This window comes from Acidovorax sp. IB03, assembly GCF_016406015.1.
Classification (GTDB): Bacteria; Pseudomonadota; Gammaproteobacteria; order Burkholderiales; family Burkholderiaceae_C; genus Acidovorax; species Acidovorax temperans.
In genome coordinates this window covers 110,921-129,798 of record NZ_JAEFCH010000002.1, presented here as the reverse complement: position 1 = coordinate 129,798, position 18,878 = coordinate 110,921, and the positions used below count along the sequence as shown (strand labels likewise).

General features: G+C 65.2%; 22 protein-coding genes. 14 read left to right on the top strand and 8 right to left on the bottom strand.

The window, feature by feature from the left end; translation table 11 throughout:
* Window position 1: 1 nt before the first annotated feature.
* Window positions 2-1,987 (bottom strand): lytic transglycosylase domain-containing protein, encoded by a 1,986-nt coding sequence (locus IHV84_RS01710; protein WP_198845552.1) that lies wholly within the window; start codon window positions 1,985-1,987, stop codon window positions 2-4.
* 14 nt (window positions 1,988-2,001) lie between these two features.
* Here IHV84_RS01710 and IHV84_RS01705 point away from each other — a divergent pair, with 14 nt between their 5' ends.
* On the top strand, window positions 2,002-2,574 hold the full coding sequence (locus IHV84_RS01705) for a 5-formyltetrahydrofolate cyclo-ligase (RefSeq protein WP_044395672.1): 573 nt from the start codon (window positions 2,002-2,004) through the stop codon (window positions 2,572-2,574).
* Window positions 2,575-2,600: 26 nt separating this feature from the next.
* Here IHV84_RS01705 and IHV84_RS01700 read toward each other — a convergent pair whose 3' ends face one another.
* Window positions 2,601-3,809, bottom strand: coding sequence for a J domain-containing protein (locus tag IHV84_RS01700; protein WP_198845551.1), 1,209 nt, complete (start codon window positions 3,807-3,809; stop codon window positions 2,601-2,603).
* Between the two features lie 357 nt (window positions 3,810-4,166).
* On the opposite strand from IHV84_RS01700, the gene IHV84_RS01695 reads away from it, so the two are divergent.
* Window positions 4,167-4,850, top strand: a complete 684-nt coding sequence (locus tag IHV84_RS01695; RefSeq protein WP_198845550.1) for a glutathione S-transferase family protein — start codon at window positions 4,167-4,169, stop codon at window positions 4,848-4,850.
* Between the two features lie 30 nt (window positions 4,851-4,880).
* Here IHV84_RS01695 and IHV84_RS01690 read toward each other — a convergent pair whose 3' ends face one another.
* Complete coding sequence (locus IHV84_RS01690) at window positions 4,881-5,336, bottom strand: hypothetical protein (RefSeq protein ID WP_066785782.1); 456 nt, start codon at window positions 5,334-5,336, stop codon at window positions 4,881-4,883.
* A 71-nt stretch (window positions 5,337-5,407) separates the two neighbouring features.
* Between IHV84_RS01690 and IHV84_RS01685 the strand changes: the two genes are divergently transcribed.
* Window positions 5,408-6,679: a multifunctional CCA addition/repair protein gene (locus tag IHV84_RS01685; protein WP_198845549.1), complete on the top strand. Its 1,272-nt coding sequence runs from the start codon at window positions 5,408-5,410 to the stop codon at window positions 6,677-6,679.
* 20 nt (window positions 6,680-6,699) lie between these two features.
* On the opposite strand, the gene IHV84_RS01680 is transcribed toward IHV84_RS01685, so the two are convergent.
* Complete coding sequence (locus tag IHV84_RS01680) at window positions 6,700-7,341, bottom strand: NrsF family protein (RefSeq protein ID WP_198845548.1); 642 nt, start codon at window positions 7,339-7,341, stop codon at window positions 6,700-6,702.
* Complete coding sequence (locus IHV84_RS01675; RefSeq protein WP_198845547.1) at window positions 7,338-7,883, bottom strand: sigma-70 family RNA polymerase sigma factor; 546 nt, start codon at window positions 7,881-7,883, stop codon at window positions 7,338-7,340. The genes IHV84_RS01680 and IHV84_RS01675 overlap by 4 nt, the downstream gene beginning before the upstream one ends.
* A 211-nt stretch (window positions 7,884-8,094) precedes the next feature.
* Here IHV84_RS01675 and IHV84_RS01670 point away from each other — a divergent pair, with 211 nt between their 5' ends.
* From IHV84_RS01670 to IHV84_RS01655, 4 genes are read left to right on the top strand one after another with little or no spacing between them, the layout of a single operon-like run.
* Window positions 8,095-8,388 (top strand): DUF2282 domain-containing protein, encoded by a 294-nt coding sequence (locus IHV84_RS01670; protein ID WP_198845546.1) that lies wholly within the window; start codon window positions 8,095-8,097, stop codon window positions 8,386-8,388.
* A gap of 3 nt (window positions 8,389-8,391) precedes the next feature.
* Complete coding sequence (locus IHV84_RS01665; RefSeq protein WP_198845545.1) at window positions 8,392-9,243, top strand: DUF692 domain-containing protein; 852 nt, start codon at window positions 8,392-8,394, stop codon at window positions 9,241-9,243.
* Entirely contained in the window at window positions 9,234-10,007 is a 774-nt protein-coding gene (locus tag IHV84_RS01660) for a DNA-binding domain-containing protein (RefSeq protein ID WP_198845544.1), read from the top strand. Before IHV84_RS01665 ends, IHV84_RS01660 begins: the two co-directional genes overlap by 10 nt.
* 10 nt (window positions 10,008-10,017) lie before the next feature.
* On the top strand, window positions 10,018-10,491 hold the full coding sequence (locus IHV84_RS01655) for a DoxX family protein (protein WP_198845543.1): 474 nt from the start codon (window positions 10,018-10,020) through the stop codon (window positions 10,489-10,491).
* Between the two features lie 10 nt (window positions 10,492-10,501).
* Here IHV84_RS01655 and trxC read toward each other — a convergent pair whose 3' ends face one another.
* Window positions 10,502-10,939 (bottom strand): thioredoxin TrxC, encoded by a 438-nt coding sequence (trxC, locus tag IHV84_RS01650; protein WP_198845542.1) that lies wholly within the window; start codon window positions 10,937-10,939, stop codon window positions 10,502-10,504.
* Between the two features lie 188 nt (window positions 10,940-11,127).
* On the opposite strand from trxC, the gene otsB reads away from it, so the two are divergent.
* The 3 genes from otsB to otsA are packed head-to-tail and all read left to right on the top strand — an operon-like array spanning window position 11,128 to window position 15,096.
* Entirely contained in the window at window positions 11,128-11,865 is a 738-nt protein-coding gene (otsB, locus tag IHV84_RS01645; RefSeq protein WP_198845541.1) for a trehalose-phosphatase, read from the top strand.
* The gene (locus IHV84_RS01640; protein WP_198845540.1) at window positions 11,862-13,667 is read left to right on the top strand and encodes a glycoside hydrolase family 15 protein; all 1,806 of its coding nucleotides are present in this window, start codon (window positions 11,862-11,864) and stop codon (window positions 13,665-13,667) included. Before otsB ends, IHV84_RS01640 begins: the two co-directional genes overlap by 4 nt.
* A gap of 49 nt (window positions 13,668-13,716) precedes the next feature.
* On the top strand, window positions 13,717-15,096 hold the full coding sequence (gene otsA, locus IHV84_RS01635) for an alpha,alpha-trehalose-phosphate synthase (UDP-forming) (RefSeq protein ID WP_198845539.1): 1,380 nt from the start codon (window positions 13,717-13,719) through the stop codon (window positions 15,094-15,096).
* A gap of 51 nt (window positions 15,097-15,147) precedes the next feature.
* Here otsA and IHV84_RS01630 read toward each other — a convergent pair whose 3' ends face one another.
* The gene (locus tag IHV84_RS01630; RefSeq protein WP_015015883.1) at window positions 15,148-15,342 is read right to left on the bottom strand and encodes a DUF2905 domain-containing protein; all 195 of its coding nucleotides are present in this window, start codon (window positions 15,340-15,342) and stop codon (window positions 15,148-15,150) included.
* 15 nt (window positions 15,343-15,357) lie between these two features.
* Window positions 15,358-16,455, bottom strand: coding sequence for a class I SAM-dependent methyltransferase (locus tag IHV84_RS01625; protein ID WP_198845538.1), 1,098 nt, complete (start codon window positions 16,453-16,455; stop codon window positions 15,358-15,360).
* A 38-nt stretch (window positions 16,456-16,493) separates the two neighbouring features.
* On the opposite strand from IHV84_RS01625, the gene IHV84_RS01620 reads away from it, so the two are divergent.
* From IHV84_RS01620 to IHV84_RS01605, 4 genes are read left to right on the top strand one after another with little or no spacing between them, the layout of a single operon-like run.
* Window positions 16,494-17,279, top strand: a complete 786-nt coding sequence (locus IHV84_RS01620; RefSeq protein ID WP_142082266.1) for a hypothetical protein — start codon at window positions 16,494-16,496, stop codon at window positions 17,277-17,279.
* Window positions 17,276-18,067 (top strand): SDR family oxidoreductase, encoded by a 792-nt coding sequence (locus IHV84_RS01615; protein ID WP_142082268.1) that lies wholly within the window; start codon window positions 17,276-17,278, stop codon window positions 18,065-18,067. Before IHV84_RS01620 ends, IHV84_RS01615 begins: the two co-directional genes overlap by 4 nt.
* Window positions 18,067-18,480: a dihydroneopterin aldolase gene (locus IHV84_RS01610; protein ID WP_198845537.1), complete on the top strand. Its 414-nt coding sequence runs from the start codon at window positions 18,067-18,069 to the stop codon at window positions 18,478-18,480. The genes IHV84_RS01615 and IHV84_RS01610 overlap by 1 nt, the downstream gene beginning before the upstream one ends.
* An 8-nt stretch (window positions 18,481-18,488) precedes the next feature.
* Window positions 18,489-18,878, top strand: a complete 390-nt coding sequence (locus tag IHV84_RS01605) for a dihydroneopterin aldolase (RefSeq protein WP_370541162.1) — start codon at window positions 18,489-18,491, stop codon at window positions 18,876-18,878.

Genomic DNA, 18,878 nt, shown 5'->3' with positions numbered 1-18,878 from the left:
CTCAGGGCAAGTCGGCGTTCACCACGGGAGACGCTGCATCGCGTGGCCCCACGGTGCCCAGGCGGCTGCGCAGCGACTGCGGCTGGCCGGTGAGCAACGCAGCGTAGTTGGTGGTGTTGGCCAGCACCTTCTTCACGTAGTCGCGCGTTTCTGCAAAGGGCACGTTTTCGGCCCAGATGGCGGCGTCCAGCACCGGGCCGTTGCGCCAGTTGCGGGGGCGGCCGGGGCCGGCGTTGTAGGCGGCAGCAGCCAGGGGCATGGAGCCCGCAAAGTCGTCCAGCGCCAGCTTGAGGTAAGCGGTGCCGATGGTGATGTTGGTGTCGCGGTCCGAGATCTGGTCGGGCGTGAAGCCGGTCAGGCCAATCTTCTTGGCCGTCCAGCGCGCTGTGGCGGGCATCACCTGCATCAGGCCAGAGGCGCCGACATGCGAGCGTGCATCCATGATGAAGCGGCTTTCCTGCCGGATCAGGCCGTAAACATAGGCGGGGTCCAGGCCAATGCCCTGGGCGCGCTCGACCACCGTATTGCGAAACGGCATGGGGAAGCGCTGGTTCACGTCGATCACTGTCTTGGTGCGTTCGCTGGTGTTGATGCAGCGGTCCCACACCTCGCGCTGGCAGGCAAAGTCGGCTGCGGCCAGCAGTTCACGCTCGCTCATGCCGCCGGGGGTATGCAGGTTGGTGGCGTAGTTCCACTCGCGCACGCCTTCGCCGCGAATGCCCAGCAAGATGGCATACAGCGCGCGGTTGAGCGCGGGGTTGGCGCGGGCGGCGGCCTTTTCCTCGGCTGTGAGGGGCGCAGGCGCTGGGGGCACCACCACGCGCTGCCCCAGCTCTTCCAGGGCCAGCTGCTCGTAAAAGCCCTTGGGGCTGGCAATGCTTTCCAGCGCCTGGCGGGCTTCGGCACGCTCGGCATCGCTGGGCTTGCCATTGAGCACCGCCTTGGCATGCCAATACACCCAGGTGCTGTCCCGGCGGGCATCGTCGCCCATGGCTTCCACGGCCTTGCGCACCACCTTCCACTGGCCAGCACGCAGGGCCGCGCGGGCCTTCCAGCCCAGCAGGTCGTCGTTCAGATCGCTGTCCTTGGTCACGTTGCCAAAGTAGGTGACGGCATCAGACGACAGGCGCTGCGCCGCCTGCTTGCCAATCACGCCCCACACCCAGTTGCGCTCTTCGGGCGAGAGGTGCACGCTCCATTTGCTGTCGAGCTGCGTAGCGGCGTTGTCCGCATCGCCCTGCGCCAGCTTGATGAGTGCCAGCGTCACCAGCTCCTGGCGCACCTTGCCGCGCGCCGTGGCGCGGGCCTGCAGGTACTTGGTGGGGGAATCCATCAATTCCTTCACCTGGGCCGAAGATTCAGGCGAGACGATTTCCACCGCTGCGCGTGCCGAGCGCACGCGGTTGGCTTCGACCGCCAGGCGCGCCTTGCGCCAGACATCGTGGGCCGTGAGCTGCTTGTAGCTGTACAGCTCGCCCGCCGCATGGGTGCAACCGTCATCGCTGTCGCGCTGGGCATACCAGTTGCGGCGCACCTCGTCGGCGGCCGTGGCTGGGGCAGTGCCTTTCAGGGTCTCGATCAGCAGCGCGTAGCAGCGCACTTCCTTGTCGTCCGACATGCGGTAGCTGGGGTGCTGCTCGGCAAACTGCGACCAGTCGCGGCGCTGGCCCAACAGCAGCAACCAGTCGTTGCGCAGGCGGTCTTCCTGGTAGGTGCCGGCGTAGCGCTTCAAAAAGGCCTGGATTTCTGCCGGGCTGGCCTCGCCCAGGCGCAGTTTCAGCTCCCAGTAAGCCGCCCAGGGCTCCAGGGCGTGGCCGCGTGCGGCGGGCAGCAGCTGTTCGAGCTTCTTGCGGTCGCCCTTGCGGAAGGCCTGGTGCATTTCCAGCAAGGTGTCGTCGCCACGGTTTTGCGCCTGGACAAGGGGCGCTGCAGTGGCCAGCACAGCGGCGGCCACAAGGGGTGTCAAAATCGCTCTGAGCAATTGCATGGGGGAATTATCTGATGGACAAAGCAGCCCTTCGGCGCGCATTGATTGAAGAACGCCTCAACCTGCCCGATCGCCTACATCGGGCCGATTTGTTACAACAGGTGATGCGCATCTGGCTGGTCAACCGGCCCGACACCGTGATCGGCGCCTACTGGCCCATCAAGGGCGAATTCGACCCCCTGCCAGCCCTGCACCGCTGGAAGGAAGACGGCGAGTTGCTGGACGAGCCCCTGCGCCGCCGCATCGGTCTGCCGGTGGTGAACAAGGAGCACAAAACGCTCACCTTCCACGCCTGGTACCCCGGCTGCCCCATGGAGCCCGACGCCTACGGCATCCCCAAGCCCAAAGACACCGAAATGATCGTGCCCACGCTGCTGTTTGTGCCCTGCGTGGGCTACGCCGCTGGCGGCTACCGCCTGGGCTACGGCGGCGGCTTTTACGACCGCACCCTGGCCACGCTGCAGCCCAAGCCCTTCACCGTGGGGCTGGGTTTTACCAACGGCTACCTGGACGAATTCGAGCCCGAAGAGTTCGACCTGCCGCTGGACGCCATCCTGAACGACAACGGCGTGGTCTGGCCCGTGTGATCCCCCCCGGGATCTGGGAGGGCGGGTCAGAAAAACCCGCCGCCCAGGCGCGCCAAAAAGGCCTCCTCCCGCTCCTGTTCGCGGGCCAGTGCCGCCTGCTCACGCAGCCAGAGCTTGAGCTGTGCGTCGTCACGCACCCGCACCAAGTCGTCCCGCATCTGCGACACGACATGGGCCAGCTCCTCTTGCTCTTCCTGCAGCAGGCGCGTGAGCAGTGCCTCCTTCATCCGGGCGCCCACGGGTATGCCCAACTCAACGCTCAGGCGCATCTCTGCGTCTCCCAATTCGCCTTCCAGCGTTTTAACCTGATCCTTGAGTAGCAGCGACAAAGCGGCCAGCTTGTCGTCAGCCATTTGGGCAATATGAGCCTCGTCCACCTGCTCGGCCTGCAATTGCAACTGCAACAGCGCCGTCAGGTCACCCCGCTCATACGCTGCGTTGGCCTGGCTCATCAACGCGCTCTTGCGCTCGCGCTCCACCGGGTCAGGCTCGCGGTCGGGGTGCAGTGCGCTGGCGAGCTGGCGGTAAATGGAGCGCAACGCGGCCTTGGCATCCTGGGCCTGCTCCTGGGCCTTGAGCTGACGGGCCGATGGAGGACGGCGAGAGCGGCGCGCGGCCTGCCGCGCATCCTCTGCCTCCTGAAAGGTATGCACTTGCTGAATCAGCGCTTCCATCAACTCTTCCGGCGAATCGATGCCCTTGAACGCCTCCCGGTCCAAGTTTTTGCCCAACACGCTCTGAGCCATATCCAGCATCTGCTCACGCACCATATTGGCCTGGTCACCCAAGTCGTCTTCGAGAGGCGGTGGTGCATAGATAGAGCACAGTTCGGCCAACTCAGGGTCGGACTCATCCACGGGGCCGCTCGATGGCAACAGGCTTTGCAAAATTTCGCGCATCGCTTTCTGTTGCGCAGCCGTCAAGCCTTTGCGCTGCAAACGCTGGTGCAGAAACACCAGCATCTCGCGGCGCGCCTCGTCCATCTTGCGCTTTAGCTCCGCCATCCGCGCCAAATGAGGGGGCCGCAGCTTGTCAGCCAACTGCTGCAGGTCCCGCAACTGGCGGCCCAGGTTTTCCACGCGGGCCAGCAATTTATTGAACCGCTGTTGCGCGGGACTGAGCTTTTCACGTCCACGCGGCAACACCTTGAGACGACTGGCCTCCGGCGTGGAAGGGGAATGGTGCGTAGACGGGGACTGTCCGTCGCCAAAAAAATCTGCCTGGGAAGAATCCATTATGGTCATTTGCAAAGAGGGAGCGGAACCACGCCCTAGACAAGGCGCGGCAGGCGATGCTGCGTAGTGTAAAACCACACAGCAGCCGGACGACACCCGGCGCCAGCCGGGATCGGTGGGAAGCCCATGCGGAGGGCGCATCAATGGCCGCGCAAATGATCATCAGTGGCAAGCCCTGCCAACCTAAAGACTGCGCTAGCATGGTCATCGAGTCGGCCTCTTTGAACTTGAAATATCCGTTCAGGTGGAGCTTTTCGACCTGTGCGCGGCACACCGACTGCGTTCAGTGAACGGGTCAAGCAGCTCAGGCCGGATCCATTGCTACGCGCTCCATCTGGAATGATTGACAGGAACCCCATGCTCAAGCTCTACATCGGCAACAAGAACTACTCGTCCTGGTCCATGCGCCCCTGGGTGCTGCTCAAGCAGGCGGGCATCGTCTTTGAAGAAGTGCGCGTGCGCTTTGACAGCTTTGACGCGCAATCAGAGTTCAAGCGCACCATCGGCGCCGTGAGCCCCACCGCGAAGGTGCCCGTGCTGGTGGACGGCGACCTGGTGGTGTGGGACACGCTGGCCATTGCCGAATACGTGGCCGAAACCTGGCCCGACCGGCAGCTGTGGCCAGCCGACGCAAAAGCCCGTGCCCGCGCGCGCAGCGTCTGCGCCGAGATGCACAGCGGCTTCACCGCCCTGCGCAGCCACTGCCCCATGAACATCGAGGCCCTCCTGCCCGACACCGGCGCCCTGATCTGGCGCGACCAGCCCGGCGTACGCGCCGACGTGCAGCGCCTGGTGGAGATGTGGGGCGCACTGCTGCAGGAGCACGGCGGGCCCATGCTGTTCGGCCAGTTCACCGTGGCCGACGCCTACTTTGCCCCCGTGTGCATGCGTCTGCACACCTACGCTTTGCCCATGCCACCGCACATCGCCGCCTACGTACAGCGCGTGCGCGAGTTGCCTGGAGTCAAGGCCTGGATCGACGAAGCGCTGGCGGAAAAAGACTTTCTGGACTTTGAGGAACCCTACCGGCTGGGGCGCTGAAGTCCGGGGTATGCGCCCTGCAGTTCGGCCTTACCGAAACTGCTTGCGCAAGAACGCCTTGTGCCGCGCAATGTGCGCCAACTGTGCCGGGGCCACGGTGCCGCCCAGGTCTTCGTCTTCGACATTGAGCACCTGGTTGGCATAGGCCAGGGCGCGGGCCACCACCTCTTGCTCGCTCACGCCCTGCTGGGCCGCCAAATCCATCGCCACGCGGCGCATGGCGCGCTGCGACAGCATCCACATCGCCCCGAAAGAATCCCACGCGGCGGCGGCCTCCTTGGCCTTGTCGTGCTCGGCCAGGATCTCGGTCAGCGGCTTGGCCAGGATTTCCTGCAACTGCGCCACCTGGGCCTGCAGCGCTTCCAATTGCGCCTCGCGCTGCAGTGCCTCGGCAGCGGCGTTGGCGGCAGCGTCAGGCGCTGCGGGCACGGGCAGGCTGCCGTCGGGGTTGGGCTGGGCGATGGTGAGGGAAGAAGCGATGGACATGAGCAGACAGAACGATAAAGGCGCTACACACAACGGCAGCAGGGTGGGCCCAGCTCTATAAACTCGGTCCCATGCAAATTTACATGGTTGGCGGCGCGGTGCGTGACCGCCTTTTGGGCCGCCCCGTCAATGACCACGACTGGGTGGTGGTGGGTGCCACGCCCGAGCAGATGCTGGAACTGGGCTATTTGCCCGTGGGCCGCGATTTTCCGGTGTTTCTGCACCCCGAAACGCGCGAGGAATACGCGCTGGCCCGCACCGAGCGCAAGAGCGGGCGGGGCTACCGGGGCTTTGTGGTGGAGAGCTCGCCCAACGTCACACTGGAAGAAGACCTCTCCCGGCGAGACCTCACTATCAATTCCATAGCTAGCAGCGCTGATTCAACGGGCGCTACCGTGCTATTTGACCCATACCACGGCGTGCAAGACCTGCAGGCCCGGCTGCTGCGGCATGTGACCGACTCGTTCCGCGAAGACCCGGTGCGCATCCTGCGCGTGGCCCGCTTCGCGGCGCGTTTTACCGACTTCACCGTGGCCCCTGAAACCATGCAGCTGATGCGCGAGATGGTGGAGCACGGCGAGGTGGACCACCTGGTGCCCGAGCGCGTGTGGCAGGAACTGGCGCGCGGCCTGATGGAAGCAAAGCCCTCGCGCATGTTCGAGGTGCTGCGCGAATGCGGGGCGCTGCAGGTGCTGCTGCCCGAAGTGGCGCGCCTGTGGGGCGTGCCCCAGCCCCCCCTGCACCACCCCGAGGTGGACACCGGCGTGCACCTGATGATGGTGCTGGACATGGCCGCCCGGCTGAACGCGCCGCTGGTGGTTCGCTTTGCCTGCCTGGCGCACGACTTTGGCAAGGGCACCACTCCGCAGCATGTGCTGCCACGGCACATCGGCCATGAGGAGCGCAGCGCCAAACTGCTGCGCGGCGTGGCCGAGCGCCTGCGCGTGCCCGTGGATTGCCGCGAAACCGCCGACGTGGTGGCGCGCGAGCACGGCAACATCCACCGCAGCGGCGACCTGAGCGCAGCAGCACTGGTGCGCCTGCTGGAGCGCTGTGACGCCATCCGCAAGCCCGAGCGCTTTGCCGATGTGCTGCTGGCCTGCGAATGCGATGCGCGAGGCCGCCTGGGGTTTGAAGAAGCCGCCTACCCGCAGCGCCCACGCCTGCTGGGGGTGCTGGCCGCCGTGCAAAGTGTGGTCACTCGTGACATTGCGGCCCACGCCGCCGCCCACGGCCTGGTGGGCCCGCAGGTAGGCCAGCTCATCCACCAGGCACGCATCGAAGCCGTAGCGCAGTGGCTGCACCGCAGCGCAACGCCTGATTCGGGAACCGACAGCGCCTGATGACCCAAGGGGCGCGGGCCCTACCAGCGCAGCAGACGCGGCCCCAGCAGGCCCCCCAGCGCGGTGGGGATCATCATGCCCGCGACGTACCACACCGCCACAAAGGGCAGCGCCATCTCAGGGCAGTGCACTGCGTACACCAAGGCCCCCACGGCACCGGCCAGTAACCCCGCACCAGCCCCCGCCCAGGCCAAGCGGGTTGGAGCCGCACGGCGCAGAACCCCAAAGCAGGCAATCCACATGGGCACAGACAACAGGGCGATGTTGAAAGGGCAACTGCGCCAAGTGCTGCCCAGCACCTGGCCCCAGCGGTCTGCCTCAGGTGATTGCAGCAGCGCCCACCCCGCCAGGGCCCAGACCAGGGCCACCGGCAGTGCCACCCACCGCAGCACGCGCCGCCAGTCCGCACCGGGGCGCGCCAGCCGCAGCAGCGCCCAGCCCGCAGGCAAGGCCAGGGCTGCAGCAAACCCGAGCTTGCCCCAGAACATGGGCAACGCGGCCATCTGCGCAAGCTCGGGCCGCAGGCCAAACACCAGCAGCATCAACGTCGCGGCGCCAGCCCCACCCGCCACCAGCGCGGCAAACAAGCGCCGCTCCAGCGCATGGGCAGGCACAGGCTGGGCCCCAGTGGCCAACATCGCAATCCAATCATCGGTTTTCATGCCATCCCCCTGATCTTGGCGGCCAGGGCCTTGAGCCCCCGGTGCACGCCGACTTTGACGGCCGACTCCGAGAGCCCCGTGAGGCGCGCCGTCTCGACCACCGACAACCCTTCCAGCTTCACATACTCAATGGGCAGCCGCTGCTTGTCTGGCAGCGTGCGCAAAAGCTGCCCCAGGTCCCGCCGAGCTTCGGCGGCCTCGCTGTCGCTGGTGGCAAACAACTCGTCGGCATCGTCCAGCGGGTCGTTGCGGCCCTCCTTCACGGCATGCGAGCGCAGCCAGTCGATGAGCTTGTAGCGCGCAATCGCGTGCGCCCAGGCCGTCACCGGCATCTCGGGCCGGTACGTGTGGCGCTGGTTGTGCACGGCCAGCAGCGTCTCCTGCACAAGGTCTTCCACCTCATCGGGCCGCTGCGCCAGACGGCGGCGCAAGAAGGCGCGCAGGTGGGCGCTCAACTCCTTGAGAAAGCGCTGGTAGGCGGCTGCATCGGCATCCAGCCCTTGCAGCAACAAGCCTCGCAGGCGCTCTTCCACTATCTCCATGGTGTCTCCCTGAAGGCAATTCGGATGCCGGGACGAATGGGTTACAGGCCGTGCAAAAATTTTGTAGAGCATGCCGCCCCATTTTTTTGCGCAGCGCTGTAACCCGCTGGCTGCACAGCGCGAATTACAACACTGATCGGGCCACGCAACGCAACCGCTGTGCTGTCACCCGGTCGGATTCAACCTTTATCAACCCTTGGAGAACCGCACCATGACCACCCGCACCCTCAGCCTCGGCGCCCTCGCCCTTGTGGCCCTGACCTCTGGCGCCGCCATGGCCCAAACCAGCGCCGCCCCCATGGACGGCGCCAAACCCGCCATGGAGAAGTGCTACGGCGTCTCGATGGCCGGCAAGAACGACTGCGCCGCAGGCCCTGGCACCACCTGCGCAGGCACGTCCAAGGTGGACTACCAGGGCAACGCCTGGAAGTTTGTGCCCGCAGGCACCTGCACCACGATCAAGACCCCCAAGGGCATGGGCTCGCTCACCCCCATCAAGGACTGATCCATGGCCCCGCACCGTCTCACCGCTGGCCTGGGCCTCAAGCCCCAGCACTACGACGAGGCACTGGGCTGCAGCGCCCCCGGCCTGTGGTGGGAGGTGCACCCCGAAAACTACCTGGCCGACGGCGGCCCGCGCCTGGCTTGGCTCGAAGCCATCCGCGCGCGCCACCCCGTGGCCCTGCATGGCGTGTCGCTGTCGCTCGCGGCTGATGCGCCGCCCGACGCGGCCCATCTGGCGCGGGTGGCGGCCCTCGCAAGGCGGCTGGAGCCCGCCATCATTTCAGAGCACCTGGCCTGGTCCACCTGGCGCGGGCAGTACCTGCCCGACCTGCTGCCGTTTCCGCGCACGCAGGCCGCCTTGCTGCGCATTGCAGACAACATCGCCCGCACGCAAGACGTGCTGCAACGCCCCATCGCCATCGAGAACCCCACGCACTACCTGCACATTGACGGCCACGACTGGCTGGAGACCGATTTTTTGGCCGAGCTGGTGCGGCGCACCGGCTGCGCCCTGCTGCTGGACGTGAACAACGTGTACATCAGCGCCAACAACCTGGGCTTTGACGCGCGGGCCTACCTCGACGCCTTCCCCCTGCACGCCGTGGCAGAGATCCACCTGGCGGGCCACCATGCGGACCCGGTGCATGGCGATGCGCTGCTCATCGACAGCCACGATGCGCCCGTGGCGCCCGCCGTGTGGGCACTGTACGCGCAGGTGATCGCACGCACCGGCCCCGTGCCCACCCTCATCGAACGCGATGACAACCTGCCCGTGTTCAGCGAGTTGCTGACCGAACGCGACCAAGCCCACAGTGCGCTCACAGCCGTGCAGCCCGAGGATGCTCCATGCAGCTGAGCACCTTCCAGGACGGCTTCTCTGCCGCGCTGCTCGGCCCGGCGGCCCATGCACCCTGGCTGTCCGCACTGGAGTCCCAACCGGGCTTTGCCGTGTACCGCAACACCGTGCTCAAGGGCTGCATCGATGCGCTGCAGGCCAACTACCCCACGGTGGGTCAGCTGGTGGGTGACGACTGGTTCCGCGCCGCTGCAGCAGTGTTCGCCCGCGCCCAGCCGCCGCGTAACGGCCTGCTGGTGAGCTATGGCGCGGGGTTTGCAGACTTTCTGGCCGGGTTTGCCCCGGCGGCCGAGCTGCCCTACCTGAGCGCCGTGGCGCGCCTGGACCGCTGCTGGACCGAATGCCATCTGGCGGCAGATGCCACCGCCGTAGACCGCCACTGGCTGGCACACCAGACCCCTGACACCTTGCCCCAAGCCGCACTGCGCCCCCACCCCGCCGCGCGCTGGGCCTGGTGCGACGAACATCCGGCCTATGCCCTGTGGCAAAGCCACCGTGAAGGTCTGCATCACCATGAGGCACTGGAGTGGACAGGCGATGGCGCCTTGCTCACGCGGCCGCATGCCGAGGTGGTGTGGCGCCCCCTGTCGCGCGCTGGGGTGGCCTTTCTGGACGCCTGCGCCCAAGGCCACACGCTGGAGGCCGCCGCCACTTCGGCCCTGAATGTCGAACCCACCGCCGACTTCGCCGCCCTGATCAGCACCTTGCTGGACGCAGGCGCCTTGATACCCACCGATTTACCCACCGATTCACGCACAGGCTGAGGAGCCCTTCATGACCACCAGCACACACTTCCCCGCGGCACCTGACAAAGGCCCACGCTTGCTCTTGGCGCGCCTGGCCGACACCGCCACCTGGCTCACCCCGCACAGCCTGCTGGCGCTGGTCAACCGGGTGGCCATGGCAGGCATCTTCTGGATGTCGGCACGCACCAAGGTCGAAGGCTGGTTCACCATCTCCGACAGCGCCTACGCGCTGTTCCGCGACGAATACAAGCTGCCCTTGCTGCCGCCCGAGCTGGCAGCGCAGACGGCCACCGTGGCCGAGCACCTGTTTCCGGTGCTGCTGGTGCTGGGCCTCTTCACACGCCTGTCGGCGCTGGCGCTGCTGGGCATGACGGTGGTGATCCAGATATTTGTCTACCCGGATGCATGGCCCACCCACCTGTCATGGGCGGGGCTGATGCTGTACCTGGTGGGGCGCGGCGCTGGCAGCGTATCGCTGGACCGCGTGCTGGGAATCCGCTGACCGCTGCGCGTCAACCTGCGGTGGTACGCACCCAGCGCACGATGTCTGCCGCCCCCAGCGCGCCCGAAATGCGCGCCACCTCACGCCCTTGCTGGAACAGGATCATGGTCGGGATGCTGCGGATGGCATAGCGCGCCGCAATGGCCTGGTGGTCTTCGGTGTTGAGCTTGGCCAGGCGCACTCTGGGTTCCAGCTCGCGGGCGGCCTGCGCAAAGGCGGGCGCCATCTGTCGGCAGGGACCACACCACGGGGCCCAGAAGTCCACCAGCACCGGGATATGGCTGCGCGCCACATGCTTGTCAAAGCTGGTCGCATCCAGCTCCAGCGGCGCCCCCGCAAACAGGGGCTGATGGCATTGGCCGCAATCGGGCGCGCTGCCCAGGTCGGTGCTCTGCACGCGGTTGGTGGTGTGGCAATGGGGGCAGACGATGTGCAGGGCTTCGGTCATGGCGCGGCAAGGGTTAGGGGCAAAAAGCTTGCTGATCACATGGCGCCGCAGGTGCGCTGTTTCAAGAGTATGCGTTGCCATCTGCGGCCACCCCAGTTGCAACCGGTCGCACACCTTGCGCGCGTTTACCAGCCCTGAATCCCCCTGGTGGCCGTGCCTGCATTGCAGCGTCTGCTATGGTTTGGCGCATGCAGCTGCTCCCCACACTGACAACTGCCCATGCGCTTTTTCTGGATTTCGATGGCACGCTCACCGAGCTGGCGCCACGCCCCGAAGCGGTGCGCATCGCATCGGGCCTGATCCGCACGCTGTCATCGCTGCACACCCAGCTGGGTGGCGCGCTGGCCATCGTGACCGGCAGGCCGGAGGCCGACATCGACGGATTTCTGGCGCCGCTGCGCCTGCCGCTGGCGAGCGAACATGGGGCCCAATACCGCCTCTTCGACACTTCGGTGCCCGCCACCGCACCACCCGCCCTGGAGCCTGTACTGCAGGCCGCACAGGCCCTGGCAGCGCGCCACCCCGGTCTGCTGGTGGAGACCAAACGCGTGAGCGTCGCCCTGCACTACCGCCTGGCGCCCCACCTCGAATCCCTGTGCCACGACACGCTGGTGCAAGCCATGCGGGAGGTGGACGGTGTGGAACTGCTGCGCGGCAAATGCGTCTTTGAAGTGAAACCCCGTGGCGTTCACAAGGGCCAGGCCATCATCGACTTCATGACGCAGCCACCCTTTGCGGGCCGCACGCCGGTCTTTGTGGGCGATGACGTTACCGACGAGGCCGGCTTTGCCGCCGTCCAGGCACTCGGCGGCTGGGGCATCAAGGTGGGCGAAGGGCCCACCATGGCACAACACCGCTGCATGACATCGGCCGCGCTGCGGGGCTGGTTGTCGTCTGCACGCACAACGCTGGAGCGCGAACGATGAACACCGCCGCCACACAGCCCCAAGCGGGCTCACTCAACCTCGGGATGATCGGCAACTGCGCCATCAGCGCACTCATCGACGACCACGCCCGCATGGTGTGGTGCTGCCTGCCGCGCTTTGATGGCGACCCGGTGTTCAACGCCCTGCTGCAGCCTGGCGACGAGGGCAGCCACTTTGCGATCGAGCTGGAAGACCTGGCATCGGCCCACCAGTGGTATGAGCCCAACACCGCCATCCTGCGCACGCAGTTGTTCGACAAGGCGGGACATGGCATCGAGATCACCGACTTTGCGCCGCGCTTTTACAGTCGCTCGCGCTACTTCCGGCCCATGACGCTGGTGCGCCGGGTGCGGCCCATCCAGGGCGCGCCGCGCATCCGGGTGGCGCTCAAGGTGCGCTACGACTGGGGCCAGACCACGCCCGAGATCACGCGCGGCAGCAACCACATCCGCTATGTGGGCGAGGGCATGACGCTGCGCCTGTCCACCGATGCGCCGGTGTCGCATGTGCTGTCGGGCCAGGCGTTTGTGCTCAACCGCGAACACAACTTCTTGCTGGGCGCGGACGAGACGCTGGTGGACGGCATTGCCGACACCGCCCGCCACTTCGAGCAGGAGACCACGGCCTACTGGCGCAGCTGGAGCCGCGCGCTGGCCATTCCGCTGGAGTGGCAGGACGCGGTGATCCGCGCAGCCATCACGCTCAAGCTGTCGCTGTACGAGGAAACCGGCGCCATCGTGGCCGCCATGACGACCAGCATCCCCGAGTCCGCCCACAGCGGCCGCAACTGGGACTACCGCTACTGCTGGCTGCGCGATGCGTTTTTTGTGGTGCGCGCGCTCAACAGCATCTCCGAGGTGGGCACGATGGAGGACTACCTGCGCTGGCTGAGCAACGTGGTGGTTGAAGGCGGCGACGGCCACATCCAGCCGCTGTATGGCATTGGGCTGGAGAAAGACCTGCCCGAGCGTTTTGTGCCCCAGCTGGCAGGCTACCGGGGCATGGGCCCGGTGCGCGTGGGCAACCAGGCGGCCGAGCATTTTCAGCACGACGTGTACGGCAACATCGTGCTGGGCGCGGCCCAGGCCTTCCACGACCACCGCCTGCTGCACCGCGCGGGCCTGGCCGAATTCAAGCGGCTGGAACAGGTGGGCGACAACGCCGTGCGTGTGTACGGCCAGCCCGATGCGGGCATGTGGGAGCTGCGCACGCGCGCCCGGGTGCACACCTCGTCGGCCCTGATGAGCTGGGCCGCCTGCGACCGGCTGGCCAAGATCGCCGCCACGCTGCAACTGGCCGACCGCGCCCGCCACTGGCAGCAGCATGCCGACCGCATGCGCGCCGAGATTCTCGACAAGTCGTGGTGCGAAGAACGCCAGGCGTTTGCCGAGAGTTTTGGCGGGCATGAGCTGGATGCCAGCGTGCTGCTGATGGCCGAGGTGGGCCTCATCGACCCTAAGGACCCGCGTTTTGTGAGCACCGTGGAGGCCATGGAAAAGAGCCTGTGCGATGGCCCCTATATGCGGCGCTATGAAGCGGCCGACGATTTCGGCAAGCCCGAAACGGCCTTCAACATCTGCACCTTCTGGCGCATCGACGCGCTGGCGCGCATTGGCCGGAAGGCCGAGGCGCGGGCCATCTTCGAAACCATGCTGGCCGCCCGCAACCCGCTGGGCCTGCTGTCGGAAGACACCCACCCCGACACCCGCGAGATGTGGGGCAACTTCCCGCAGACCTATTCCATGGTGGGCGTGATCAACGCCGCCGTGCGCCTGTCGGCGCCCTGGGACAGCGTGATTTGAGGCGCTGTCCGACAGCGGCCGGGGGCGGTCTGCACGGATGATGGCCCCCATGAGCCGTCTTGTCGTCATCTCCAATCGCCTTGCCGATCCACGCAAACCCGCCGCCGGGGGCCTGGCTGTGGCCCTGGGTGAAGCGCTCAACCAGACCGGAGGCCTCTGGTTTGGCTGGAGCGGCACGGTGGTGGAAGGCGGCACACCCGGCGAGGGCGAACTGCACACCCGCCAGGCCGGCGCCGTCACCCTGGCCACCGTGGACCTGTGCCGCGAAGACCACGACAACTACTACCACGGCTACAGCAACAGCGTGCTGTGGCCGGTGTTCCATTACCGGCTGGACCTGGCCGACTTCAACGCCAGCTACATCGCGGGCTACCGGCGCGTGAACCAGATGTTTGCGCGCAAGCTGCTGCCGCTGCTGCGCGACGACGATGTGATCTGGGTGCACGACTACCACCTGATTCCGCTGGCCGCCGAACTGCGCGCCATGGGCTGCAAGCAGCGCATCGGGTTCTTTTTGCACATCCCCATGCCGCCGCCGCTCATCATGGCAGCCATCCCGCAGCACGAATGGCTGATGCGGTCGCTGTTTGCGTACGACCTGGTGGGCCTGCAGAGCGAGGCCGATGTGGCGCATTTCACGCGCTATGTGCGCAACGAAGGCGGCGCCGAAGCGGTGGACGAAAAGCGCGTGCGCGCGTTTGGGGCCACGGTGGTGGTGCAGTCCTTTCCCATCGGCATCGACGTGGACGAGTTCACGCGCCTCACGCACGCCCCCGACGCGGTGGAGACCTACGAGAACATGCGCGACGAGTATTCGCGCAGGCGCCTGCTGCTGGGCATTGACCGGCTCGACTACTCCAAGGGCATCCCGCACCGGGTGCGCGCGTTTCGCGAGCTGCTCGACCGCTACCCCGAAAACCGGGGCAGCGCGACGATGATCATGATCGCCTCGCCCAGCCGCGACGATGTGCACGCCTACGCCGACCTGCGCCAGGAGCTGGAGGGCCTGTGCGGCTCGGTCAACGGCGACTATGGCGAGCTGGACTGGATGCCCGTGCGCTATATCCACCGCATGGTGGCGCGCAAACGTGTGCCGGGCCTGTGCCGCGCCGCCGCCGTGGGGCTGGTCACACCGCTGCGCGACGGCATGAACCTGGTGGCCAAGGAATACGTGGTGGCGCAAGACCCGGACAACCCCGGCGTGCTGGTGCTGTCACGCTTTGCCGGTGCGGCCGAGCAATTGAAAGAAGCGCTGCTGGTGAACCCCTACGACCCCCAGGGAATGGCCGACAGCATCCAGCAGGCGCTGCAGATGCCGCTGGCCGAGCGGCAGGCGCGCCACCAGAAGCTCATGGCGCGCATCCAGGAACACGACGTGCACTGGTGGCGCAAGGCATTCATGGATGCGCTGCAGGCCGCTGCGGACTGAAGCCATTGACACCCGTCACAGAGGGCGCTCAGGCCTCGCCTGCAACCCCGCTCACACCCACTTGGCAATCAGGCTGACCACAAAGCTGAGCAGCACGGTGCTGGCCAGCGGAATGAACCAGTCGCGCCCAAACAGCTTGAACTTGAAATCGCCCGGCAGGCGGCCCAACCCCAGGCGCTGCAGCAGCGGCGACAGGCCGTTGATGAACACCAGCGCGAGGAAGATGACGATGAGCCAGCGGAGCATGGGGTGCCTACGCGGTCAAAGCCGGTGCGACCGGTCTCCGCGCGCAAACCCCACGGGCTCCCACGCATCGCCCGCGCCCAGGGCCAGCACCTTGAACAGCTCGCCCATTTCGTGCTCCATGATCAATTTGGCCGCTGTCGCCCGCTCTGCTTGCGTGAGCAGCTCCATTTTTGATAGCAAACCGCAGTTGATGAGAAAGTGCGCCTGGGTGGTGTAGCCCAGCACCTGCATACCAGCCTCTTGCGCGGCCAGGGCCATGGCGGTGAAGTTGACGTGGGCGGTGATGTCTTTACGCCCCACGTCCACCAGCGGGTCCCCATCGGCCAGGTGGCCCTGGTGGCACATCACCGTGCCCATGTGGCGCTGGGGGTGGTAGTACTCGTCTTCGCCAAAGCCGTAGTCCAGCAAAAAGGCCGCACCCCGCTCCAGTCGGTCGGCCAGCATGCGTATGAAGCCTTCGCCCTGGGCGTGGATTTCGGTCAGGTAGTCCTGCGGGCCTTCAATGTCGACGGGCGGGCGCAGGGCCGTGGGGCGGTCGGCCCAGGCAAAACTGCCGTCTTCGGCCACCACCACACCGCGCTCATGCCACACACCGCCCTGCTGGCCGCCATGGCGCGCCAGCAATTGCACGGGCATGGCGTCCAGCACTTCATTGCCCACCACCACGCCACTGAACTTTTCGGGCAGGGCATCCACCCAGCGCAGCTTGTGGGCGTGGGCGAGCAGCTTGGCCTGCTGGCGCGCGCGCAGGCTGCCCGAGAGATCGACGATGGTGTAACGCTGCACCCGGTCGCCCAGGGCATCCAGCAACTGCAGCGCCAGCGCGCCCGAGCCCGCACCAAACTCCCAAACTTCGTCGGTACCGGTGCGCTGCAGGGCCTCGTCCACCTGCACGGCCAGCGTCTGGCCGAACAAGGGCGTGAGTTCAGGGGCGGTCACAAAATCGCTGCCCGACTCGGGCATGGCGCCGAATTTGGTGGAGTCGTTGGCGTAGTAGCCCAGGCCGGGCGTGTACAGGGCCAAGGCCATGAAGCGGTCAAAACCCAGCCATCCGCCCTCGGCGGCAATGGCCTGGGCAATGTGTTCAGCAAGTTCTTCAGTGAGGACAGTCATAATTCGCCCGCCGACAAAACGCCCTCTATGCACACCACATGAGCGATTCATCCAACCCTTCTAGCGCACAGCCCTCGTCTGAGGTCGTGCGTTGGTTACAGTCTTTGGCGCTGCCCTTGTGGGCGCGTGGAGTTCTGGTCATTGTATTTCTCGCCGTCATGCTGGGCGGCCTCGGGTTGGTGGTATGGGCCGTCTTCAACCGGGACAAAGAGTCCATGACAGCAGCCATCAGCCTGCTCACCGTAGCGCTGCCTGTCAGCCTTATTGTGATCGGGCTGGTGTTTGGTCAACGCAGCGAAAAACGCCTTGCCAACATTACCCATACCATTCTCGATAAGCTCATTCCTCAGCAAGTACAAGAAATTGCCTGCCAGTCACGAAAGCTCCAGCTCACACCACTTCTGCGCACGGGATGCAGAGCGACCTACACACTGACCGCACAGCAAGGACATAATTCACTCAAGTCTCCACTGCGGTTCAGCGTAGAGTTGAATGTGCGCAAGGTGAATGTGATGTTCAGCCTGCCTGACGCCATCCAACCTGCAGGGCCGCTGGATAAAAATCCGGCACTTTCGGCCTACCAGCATGTGATTGCCGGGGCCCAAGCAGAGGGCTACCGCTTGAACTCCGAGTTGGCAGAGTACGGCGGCGAAGATGGCGGCAGAGCCCTGCTTTTCTTCCGTGCTCTTCCTGATGATTTCTTGCTGCGCCCCATGGAAAAACTCTACTTTACACAGGATCTGGGTTTTTTTGTACGCGGCATCCTTGAAGCACAGGAAACAACCCCACCCTCTACAGCTGCACCCATTGCAAAACTCACATGAACAATAAAAACTGGGTTTTGATCACCGGGGGCGCCCACCGGCTTGGCCGAGAAATCGCCCTGGCTTTCGCCAAAGCGGGCTGGAGCGTTCTGTGCCACTACCGCACATCGAAAGACAGCGCACAGAAAACCCGACAGGAAGTGCAAGATGCTGGAGCAGACTGCCTGCTGGTGGACATGGATCTTGCCCAAGACAATGCGGCAGAGCTGCTGATGGATCAGTGCGTGCAGCTCACTGGACAGCCTCCGCAGTGCATCGTCAACAACGCTTCGATTTTCGAGGCGGATGACGCACCCTCGGCAACCGCCGAGGGACTGCAAAGGCACTTCCAGGTCAACACGGTAACTCCGCTGCTTTTGGCCAATGCCCTCTACAACCGAGTGCGCCAAGGATCTGGCGTTGCCCACGGGACACATTGCGTAATCCATGTGCTGGATCAGAAAGTGCACAACCTGAATCCCGATTATTTCTCCTACACCGTCAGCAAGCTGGCGCTGGAGCGCAGCGTGGCGCTGCAGGCGCAGGCACTGGCTCCCACAGTCAGGGTGTGTGGACTCTCGCCAGGACTGATGTATCTCAGTGGCCCACAAACCCAGACCAATTTCGACAAAGCCAGCTTGGTTAACCTAGTTCAAAAACGCATTGACCCCGCAGATGTGGCCCAAGGGGCGCTATTCATGGCACAAAACCCCAGCATCAATGGCTGCACACTCAGAACAGACAACGGCCAGCACCTCATTCCATTGAGCAGGGATGTGATGTGGGCCATCGAAGAGGCTGCCCATTAATGAACTCCATTCTTCTGGCCTTTGGAGCCATAGACCCACGACTGGCCACAGATTGCCGTGCACTGAGCCTGCGCCAGCATGAGGTGATGGTTCGCATTGGTGTACACGACTTTGAACGTACCGCACCACAGCGCATCTGGTTTGATGTGGATCTGTGCGTGAAGCTCGAACTGGCCCCTGCCACCCAAGACGACATCTCGGAAACCGTCGATTACGACTTTGTCCGGAAAACGATTTTTGAATGCGTCGGCGAGCGGCATCACGAATTACAAGAAACCCTTTGTGATGGGATTTGTGATGCATTGCTCCAGCGGCAAGAGATTCATGCCGTGCGTGTTTCCACCCGAAAGCCCGATGTCTACCCCGACTGCACGTCAGTGGGGGTAGAACGGGTAACCATCAAACCCTGGTGACAAACGTGATCACCCCAACCCAGAACATCCCCCCACGTGCAGGTCTTCAAACCCTGACGCTGACCGGTTTGCGCTTTGATGCCAACCTGGGCATCCTTGAGCACGAAAAAATCGATCCCCAGCCGATCCAGGTCGATGCCGAACTGAGCCTGGGCGTGCAGCCCCTGGCCCCGCGCGACGACGACATCAGCCACGTGCTGGACTACCGCCGCGTGCGCCAGATCATCATCGACGAATGCACCGCCGAGCACGTGAACCTGCTCGAGAGCCTGATCGGCAAGCTGGCCAACCGCCTGATGCAGTTGCCCGGCGTGCTGGGCGTGCGCGTGAAGATTGCGAAGCTGGAAATTTTTGACGACTGCGAAGTGGCGATTCGCATGGAAACGGGGCAGTGGTAA

What these genes read in the sequence shown, in the direction of transcription:
- otsB (WP_198845541.1), top strand. Translation starts at nt 11,128, where the DNA reads ATGCAGCTGCTCCCCACACTGACAACTGCCCATGCGCTTTTTCTGGAT.
- IHV84_RS01660 (WP_198845544.1), top strand. Translation starts at nt 9,234, where the DNA reads ATGCAGCTGAGCACCTTCCAGGACGGCTTCTCTGCCGCGCTGCTCGGC.
- IHV84_RS01620 (WP_142082266.1), top strand. Translation starts at nt 16,494, where the DNA reads ATGAGCGATTCATCCAACCCTTCTAGCGCACAGCCCTCGTCTGAGGTC.
- IHV84_RS01655 (WP_198845543.1), top strand. Translation starts at nt 10,018, where the DNA reads ATGACCACCAGCACACACTTCCCCGCGGCACCTGACAAAGGCCCACGC.
- trxC (WP_198845542.1), bottom strand. Translation starts at nt 10,939, where the DNA reads ATGACCGAAGCCCTGCACATCGTCTGCCCCCATTGCCACACCACCAAC.
- IHV84_RS01630 (WP_015015883.1), bottom strand. Translation starts at nt 15,342, where the DNA reads ATGCTCCGCTGGCTCATCGTCATCTTCCTCGCGCTGGTGTTCATCAAC.
- IHV84_RS01705 (WP_044395672.1), top strand. Translation starts at nt 2,002, where the DNA reads ATGGACAAAGCAGCCCTTCGGCGCGCATTGATTGAAGAACGCCTCAAC.
- otsA (WP_198845539.1), top strand. Translation starts at nt 13,717, where the DNA reads ATGAGCCGTCTTGTCGTCATCTCCAATCGCCTTGCCGATCCACGCAAA.
- IHV84_RS01695 (WP_198845550.1), top strand. Translation starts at nt 4,167, where the DNA reads ATGCTCAAGCTCTACATCGGCAACAAGAACTACTCGTCCTGGTCCATG.
- IHV84_RS01665 (WP_198845545.1), top strand. Translation starts at nt 8,392, where the DNA reads ATGGCCCCGCACCGTCTCACCGCTGGCCTGGGCCTCAAGCCCCAGCAC.
- IHV84_RS01690 (WP_066785782.1), bottom strand. Translation starts at nt 5,336, where the DNA reads ATGTCCATCGCTTCTTCCCTCACCATCGCCCAGCCCAACCCCGACGGC.
- IHV84_RS01670 (WP_198845546.1), top strand. Translation starts at nt 8,095, where the DNA reads ATGACCACCCGCACCCTCAGCCTCGGCGCCCTCGCCCTTGTGGCCCTG.
- IHV84_RS01680 (WP_198845548.1), bottom strand. Translation starts at nt 7,341, where the DNA reads ATGAAAACCGATGATTGGATTGCGATGTTGGCCACTGGGGCCCAGCCT.
- IHV84_RS01640 (WP_198845540.1), top strand. Translation starts at nt 11,862, where the DNA reads ATGAACACCGCCGCCACACAGCCCCAAGCGGGCTCACTCAACCTCGGG.
- IHV84_RS01675 (WP_198845547.1), bottom strand. Translation starts at nt 7,883, where the DNA reads ATGGAGATAGTGGAAGAGCGCCTGCGAGGCTTGTTGCTGCAAGGGCTG.
- IHV84_RS01625 (WP_198845538.1), bottom strand. Translation starts at nt 16,455, where the DNA reads ATGACTGTCCTCACTGAAGAACTTGCTGAACACATTGCCCAGGCCATT.
- IHV84_RS01700 (WP_198845551.1), bottom strand. Translation starts at nt 3,809, where the DNA reads ATGGATTCTTCCCAGGCAGATTTTTTTGGCGACGGACAGTCCCCGTCT.
- IHV84_RS01710 (WP_198845552.1), bottom strand. Translation starts at nt 1,987, where the DNA reads ATGCAATTGCTCAGAGCGATTTTGACACCCCTTGTGGCCGCCGCTGTG.
- IHV84_RS01685 (WP_198845549.1), top strand. Translation starts at nt 5,408, where the DNA reads ATGCAAATTTACATGGTTGGCGGCGCGGTGCGTGACCGCCTTTTGGGC.
- IHV84_RS01610 (WP_198845537.1), top strand. Translation starts at nt 18,067, where the DNA reads ATGAACTCCATTCTTCTGGCCTTTGGAGCCATAGACCCACGACTGGCC.
- IHV84_RS01615 (WP_142082268.1), top strand. Translation starts at nt 17,276, where the DNA reads ATGAACAATAAAAACTGGGTTTTGATCACCGGGGGCGCCCACCGGCTT.